Raw genomic sequence first — 6,897 nt, 5'->3', positions numbered from 1 at the left:
TTTCTTCGCGAGCGTCAATTGACATCGATGCCTCCAGAGTGAGTGGGTTCACAGCCTCAGTCTGGCGACAGAATCGGCCGCTATCCACCTCCCATGGAATCTTCGCTTCGCTCGCAATGACGACTGAGAAAGGCGCAATCCAGAAGCATCCGCTTTAAAGCGACACGCCGCGGCCTGGAAGGCCGCGGCGCTCGTCAGACGCGACGCTCTTACTGAGCGATCGGCGCGTATTTGCCGGCGCTCCAGAGGTTGATGTCGTAGCGCGGATCCTGGATGTCGCCCTTGCTGTCGAACTTGATCGGGCCCAGGACGGTATCGACCGGCTGACCATTTTCCAGCGCCTGGGCGACCTTGAGCGGGTCGTCCGAACCGGCGCGCTTGATCCCCTCGGCGATCGCCTGAACGACGCCATAGCTGAACAGGGTGAAGCCCTCGGGTTCGTAATTCTGCGCCTTGAACTGCTCGAGCGCCTTGGCCGCCATCGGCGAACGGCGCGGATCGGTCGGGAAGGTGAACAACGTCCCTTCGCCGGCCGGACCGGCGATGGCCCAGAACTCCGCGGTCGCCAAGCTGTCGCCCATGATCAGGTTGAGCTTGTAGCCCTGGTCGGCCGCCTGCCGGAGCATCAGACCGGCTTCGGTGTGATAACCGCCGAAGTAGACCACGTCGGCGCCGAGATTCTTCAGTTTGGTGACGATGGCGCTGTAGTCCTTCTCGCCGGGATTGATGCCCTCGAAGTCCACCTCCTTGACGCCGGCTTCGTTCAGCTTGTCCTTGACGACGGTGGCGAGACCTTTGCCGTAGGCGGACTTGTCGTGCAGGATCGCGATCGTCTTGCCCTTGTATTTCTGAGCGATCCAAGGGGCGATGAAGGCGCCTTGGGCATCGTCGCGGCCGTAGAGCCGCATGATGGTGGGATGTCCCTTCTCGGTCAGGGCCGGGTTCGACGACGCCGGGCTCATCATCAGCACATTGTTGTCGGCGTAGACGTCCGACGCAGGAATCGAGGATCCCGAGCAGGCGTGGCCGGCGACGAACTTGATCTGCTGACCGACGATGAGATTGGCCACGGCGACCGCTTGTTTGGGATCGCAGGCGTCGTCCTCGACGACGATCTTGATATTGCGCCCGTTGACGCCGCCGGCGGCGTTGATCGCCGCGGCGGCGGCTTCCCCGCCGCGCTTCTGCTGTTCGCCGATCGTCGCGACCGGACCGGTCATGGGACCGACGACGGCGATCGTGATGTCTTGGGCCTTGACCGGCGCGGCGGCCAAAGCGAACGCGAGCCCTGTCAACGACAGGATCAACGCCTTGTGCATGTTCACCCCCTCCATACAGCCTTGCAGCTTCTTACGAGCGCTCGCGCTTCCTTGCCGAAGCGCGCGACGCCCGTTCCTTTCGCCACGTCCCGTCGAGACGAAACTCTCTCCGCTTCGCGCATTGGCGGCTCTTGGCTATCGATAGACCTATGTCCGCTTCCGGTCGAGTTCGGGCCATGCCCTGGACGAAGTTGAGATCGGGGAGGTCGGCCGCGCCCGCCGCGAGCGCCTAGCCCGCGGCGTCGATTCCACGAAGGGAAGACGACGACCGCGCCTTTGGCCGCCGCCTGGAGCGAGGCGAAGGACGACATCGGCCTTCGCGCGATTGGGGCGAAGCGGCGCGCCGGAGACGACGAAGCGCCGTCGGGCGGAGGATAGAGACGCCGCCGTGAAACGCCGCGAGGCCTGGACGTCGATCGGCTCGCTAGGTATCTGACAACATTGAACTAAACGCGGTCGCAGTTTTGGCGCCGCTTCACGCCGGCCAAATGGGGCGACGCCCGAGGGGGCGCCGCCATTTTGCCGCTTCCTGGCGTCGACGAGACGTTCAGGCGCGGGCGTGCGTCGCCGATTTGGCGGTCGGGGCGTTCTCCGCGCCGGACATGACGACCGGCGCGGCCGCGCCTAAGCCGACGCGAGACAATGACGAACGCAGAATCACGGAAGGCGGCGCGCGAACCGCGCGCCGCCTCGTTATTGCCTAGTCCCGCCTAGAGATTAGGCGTGGGCCAGCCTCGGAGCCACATAAGCGTCGCCGCCATGCAGCATTCTGACGACAGACAGGCACGCGACGAGCGCCACCGCGACCGCCGGAATCATCCACACCAGCACCATGCCCGCGGTGAGGCCGCCCGCCTGCAGAACGCCGGCGAACATCGGACCGGCAATCGTGCCGAGACGTCCGGCTGCGACTGCGCAACCGACGCCGCGATTGCGGACCGCAGCCGGATAGCACAGCGGCGCGAACGCATAGAGCAGCGTTTGGCCGGTGGTGGTCCCGATGCCGACCAAGAAGCCGGTGGTCATGCCGAAAGCCAGGCCCAGCGCGACTGCGCCGAGGAAGTACAAGCCCAGCGCGAGCACGATATAGCCGACAGTGGCCACGCGGTAGGCCATGCGCCGGTCAAGCAGATACCCGACGATGATCGCCGCGACCGTCGATCCCAGATTGTACATGGTCTGGATAATCAACGCGTCGGTCGGCGAGAAGCCGCGCTGCTGCAGCAACGTCGGCATCCACAACACGCACAGATACATCACGGCGAGCGTGAGGAAGGTGGCGAGCCACAGCGTGAGCGTGATCGGCAGCTTGCTCAGGCCGAGGATGTCGGCCCAAGTGCCCTCGACCCCCGCCGCGTCGGCGACGAGCGCCGACTTCGGCCGCGACGCCGGCAGATAGACGATCATCGCCAGCGCGACCGCGATCGGCAGCACGCCGCCGACATAGTAGATCGGACGCCAGTCCGAACCCAGCCAGCCGGTGGCCATGATCGCCGCGCATAGCATGCCGCCTAGCGAGATCGCGCAGTAGACGATGCCGACATAGCGCTTCTTCTGCGACGCCGGGCTGTGGTCGCTGGTCATCGCGATCACCACCGGCATCGCCGCGCCGAGGCCGGCGCCGGTGAGAAAGCGCGCCGCGAGCAGGCTGCCGAAGCCGGTGGACCAGGGCGTGAGCAGGCAGGCCAATCCGAACACCGCGGTCGCCGCGATCACGACCGGCTTGCGGCCGAACCTATCGGCGAGGATGCCGCCGATCGCCGCGAACAGCAGCACGCCGACGGCGCTGGAGCTCGCGAAATAGCCCATCTGCATCTTGTCCAGTTGGAACTCCGTCGCCAGTTTCCGCATTGTCACGCCCGCGGCCTGGATATCGAAGCCCTCCAGCATGATGACGAGAAAACACATCACCACGACCTGAATGGTCTTTAGTTCGATCAGTTCCTTCCTTACGTCCCTTGCGTCTTCCATTGTTCGCTTCGTCGCCGAGGCGACGCTCCCTCACCTTGTGTTGTTCGCTGGGCTTGCCCCCCTGGCCAATTGAAATGAAACACCTGCCGCGGCGATGCCTGGCGCCGCCAATCGATTGTGCAAGTCCAGCTCGCTGCTGATAATTCGGCAATCTCGACCCGCCGAGCGGCGAGCTGGAAAGTTCCGTTGCCGTATATCGGTGAAATATCCGCGCCCAAAAACGTCGCCATCGCCGATCCGGCGTTCGCGCCCGGCGGCGATGGATTCACGATTGCGCATCATTGCGTTGGCGAACGACATGTTGGTTATCGAGTCCCATCCAGACTGATGCTGACGATCGCTTGCGCTGTGACTGAGGACGGCGCAATTGACGCGCGCTCGGCCGCCGCCATCAGCGTGCGCCGACCGCGACCTGCGACCGCGTAAGGCGGTCGCCACACGCTCTTCGATGAGCTGCGCTGCGCTGTGCGGCGCCGCTCGGCGCTCTGCACAAGAATCCCCCCTTCTGCGTCGCTATGATCCGCGCCGAACCTTGCCGTCGCGGATGAGCGACGCCCGCGGCCCGATCGCTGGCCGCAGGCGTCGCCGAGGCCGCGCCTCAGCGCGTCATGGTGCCGTCCCACGTGCTCGGCTTGGCCGGCGCCGACTTGCCGGTGAACCAAGTCGTGGTGACGTTCTTGCTCTCGGTGAAGAAGATGAAGCCGTCGCGCCCCATGCAATGCAGGTCGCCAAAGAACGACTGCTTGTGGCCGGTGAAGCCGAAGATGCCGAGCGGAACCGGAATCCCGACGTTGACGCCGACCATGCCGCCGTCGGTCCGATAGGCGAATTCACGCGCGTAGTGGCCGCTCTCGGTATAGATCACAGAGCCGTTGGCGAACCGGCTGGCATTCATCACCGCGAGCCCCTGTTCGAAATCGTCGACCCGCTTGACGCACAGAACCGGGCCGAAGATTTCCTCGCGGCCGATCGACATCGCTTCCGTCACATGGTCGAAGATCGTCGGGCCGACGAAGAACCCCTTTTCGCATCCGCGCGGGACCTTCGGCTTGCGGCCGTCGAGGACCAGCGTGGCCCCTTCCTTGACGCCGGTTTCGATCCAGTTGAGGACGAAGTCCTTGTGGCCCTGGTTGACGACGGGGCCGAGCCCACTCGCCTTGTTGTAGGCCGGGCCGAGGTTGATGTCCTTGCACGCCTTGGCGATGGCGGCGACGAAGGCGTCGGCGATCGCGTTCTCGACCACCACGCAGGGCAAGGCCATGCAGCGCTCGCCGGCGCAGCCGGTGAACGAGTTGACGATGCTCGCCACGGTGCGATCGAGCACGCAGTCGCGCATGACCAGGGCATGGTTCTTGGCCTCGGTCAGCGCCTGCACGCGCTTGCCGTTGGCGGCGGCGGTCGAATAGATGTGCAGGCCGACGCTGGTCGAGCCGACGAAGCTGACGCCCCTGATCTTGGGGTGCTTGAGGAAGATTTCCGCTTCGTTGCGGCTGGTGGTGATGACGTTGAGCACGCCGGCGGGAAGCCCCGCCTCGTACCACAACTCGGTGATGCGCAGCGCGCATTGCGGGGCGAAGCTCGCCGCCTTCAGCACCAGCGTGTTGCCGGTGACGATGCAGATCGGCGCCATCCAGCCTTGCGGAATCATCGCCGGAAAGTTCCACGGCGCGATGCCGGCGAAGACGCCGATCGGCTCGTTGAAGCGAACGGTGTCGTAGCCCGGCGAAACGTTGGCGATCGAGTCGCCTTTCATGATGTGCGGCGCGCCGGCGGCGAACTCGACCACCTCGATGACCTTGAGGATGTCGCCCTGGGCTTCGTCCCACTTCTTGCCGTTCTCCTGGGCGCAGAGATAGGTCAGCTCGTCGAGATGGCTGTCGAGCAGAGCCTTCATCCGGAACAGCACCTGGACCCGCTTGCTCACCGGCGTGTCGCGCCAGGCGGGAAAGGCCTTGGCGGCGGCCTCGATGGCTTCCTCGACTTCGTCGGCCGTGCACTGCGGCGCGAGCGCGATCACCGCGCCGGTCGAAGGATCGAAACACGGCATGTATTTTTGGCTGGCCGATTCCTTCCACTGGCCGCCGACGCCGTACTTCAGCTTCTTCGGCCGCTCGCCGCTGACCGGATCGGGCTCCCCGCGGGACCCGGCGGCAAAATAGTCGTTAAACATCACCCTCTCCTCGTGTTCCAAGTCCTGTCGCGCGAAAGCCGCCTGAGGGCCTCAGCCGCGTTGTGTCGTCGTCCGCTGCGCCGGATGCGCCCGGCGGACGGCGCGGTGGTTCGGCTTTCGCGGCGACGACGGCAAGGGGCGACGATGTCGCGTCGCGAAAGGCGCGGGCGACGGTTCGCCGCCCGCGATCGGCTATTTCGCCAACGCCGGCGCCGGCGCCTGGCCCCACTTCTCCGGCAGCCAGGGATAGTTGCGATCGCCGAGAGAATTCGGATCGACCGCGTCCTTGAACTGCCTCTGGAAGTCGAGGACGAACGTCTGCGGCGCCTTGGCCATGCCGTCCCAGATCCTCTGGTCCGACCAGCCGATCTGCAGGTACAGAAGCTCCTTGCCGAGCGGCAGGCCCTGGGCGACGCAGTCGGCGATCGCGTCCTCCATGTGCTTGACGCAGGCGTCGATCGAAGCGTCGCTGGCGGGGTCGTACGAGACGAACTGCTCGAGGCCGAAATAGCCGCCGCCGCCCAGCGTGCTGCCGCAGCCCATCAGCGCGTCGCCGCCGCACTCGACCAGCAGGTGGCTCTGCTGATCTTTTTCGAAGCCCTTGATCGCGGTGGGAACATAGTCCTTGACGAAATCCGGGGTTCCCGCCTGCATCCAGCTTCCCATGTAGCCGCCGGCCCAGATGAAGTTGCAGTGCTTATGGCCGAGGCGCTGCATGTACATGTTGGTGAATTCGGCCATGTCCGGTTCGCAATACCGCTCCACCTTGTAGCAGCCGGTCTGGGAGAGGATTTCGTTGAGGATCTTGTCCTGCAGTTGGATGCCGTCGAGCGACTGCGCCGCCAGGATCAGTTGGAACGAAATCCTCGCCGTCTCGTTGATGGCGACGATCTCCGGATCCTTGGCGAGCGTCTCGACGTCGTTGAGGGTCTTGGTCGGATCGATGTAGGTCAGCCACAACGCGGTCGCCAGATTGGCGCCGGCCAGGTTCAGCTGCCGATGGAAGATGTAGCCGAGGCCGTTGTCGTAGATGGCGTAGTAGCAGTTCGCCCACGCGTCCCAGTTCGGCGCGCCGATGGTGTAGGCGCGGAAGTTCTCGCCGACCGGCAGCCGATAGCCCGGCGGCCGACCCTTGACCTCGAACTCGGTCGGTCCCGGCCAATCGGCGAGCTTGATGGCGCATTTGGTGTAGGTGCCGAGGCCGCCGCGCGAACCCAAATTGCCGCGGGTGACGCCCCGGACGCTGGGTCCCGGGCCTTCCGAGCAGAACCAGCCGGCGCCGGAGCTGAGCGAGCCGGTGCGGACGACCTTTCCGACCGGGGTCACCCATTCCTGACCGAGCAGATTGTCGGAATTGTTGCCCATGTAATGGCTCGACGGGCCGCCGCCGAAATAGGCGCAGGCGCTCGCCACCACCGAGGTGGAGCTGCCCGCCCC

4 protein-coding genes and 1 pseudogene are annotated in these 6,897 nt (G+C 65.2%); all 5 read right to left on the bottom strand.

Annotation, left to right across the window (positions count from 1 at the left end; all coding sequences use genetic code 11):
* Positions 1-209: 209 nt before the first annotated feature.
* The gene (locus ABSF49_RS18965; protein ID WP_424114203.1) at positions 210-1,319 is read right to left on the bottom strand and encodes an ABC transporter substrate-binding protein; all 1,110 of its coding nucleotides are present in this window, start codon (positions 1,317-1,319) and stop codon (positions 210-212) included.
* Between the two features lie 717 nt (positions 1,320-2,036).
* Positions 2,037-3,290 (bottom strand): MFS transporter, encoded by a 1,254-nt coding sequence (locus tag ABSF49_RS18960; protein ID WP_424114202.1) that lies wholly within the window; start codon positions 3,288-3,290, stop codon positions 2,037-2,039.
* Between the two features lie 30 nt (positions 3,291-3,320).
* On the bottom strand, positions 3,321-3,590 hold the full coding sequence (locus ABSF49_RS18955) for a hypothetical protein (protein WP_424114201.1): 270 nt from the start codon (positions 3,588-3,590) through the stop codon (positions 3,321-3,323).
* A gap of 298 nt (positions 3,591-3,888) precedes the next feature.
* Complete coding sequence (locus ABSF49_RS18950) at positions 3,889-5,460, bottom strand: CoA-acylating methylmalonate-semialdehyde dehydrogenase (protein WP_424114200.1); 1,572 nt, start codon at positions 5,458-5,460, stop codon at positions 3,889-3,891.
* Positions 5,461-5,652: 192 nt separating this feature from the next.
* Positions 5,653-6,897, bottom strand: a pseudogene (locus ABSF49_RS18945) (hypothetical protein); the annotation flags it as partial.

Source organism: Roseiarcus sp., assembly GCF_049514155.1.
Classification (GTDB): Bacteria; Pseudomonadota; Alphaproteobacteria; order Rhizobiales; family Beijerinckiaceae; genus Roseiarcus.
The sequence above is the reverse complement of the archived record's forward strand: the minus strand, read 5'-3'. Positions and strand labels throughout refer to the sequence as shown.

Excerpts from the sequence above, each read along its gene's own strand:
- ABSF49_RS18965 (WP_424114203.1), bottom strand. The coding sequence starts at position 1,319 with ATGCACAAGGCGTTGATCCTGTCGTTGACAGGGCTCGCGTTCGCTTTG.
- ABSF49_RS18960 (WP_424114202.1), bottom strand. The coding sequence starts at position 3,290 with ATGGAAGACGCAAGGGACGTAAGGAAGGAACTGATCGAACTAAAGACC.
- ABSF49_RS18955 (WP_424114201.1), bottom strand. The coding sequence starts at position 3,590 with ATGTCGTTCGCCAACGCAATGATGCGCAATCGTGAATCCATCGCCGCC.
- ABSF49_RS18950 (WP_424114200.1), bottom strand. The coding sequence starts at position 5,460 with ATGTTTAACGACTATTTTGCCGCCGGGTCCCGCGGGGAGCCCGATCCG.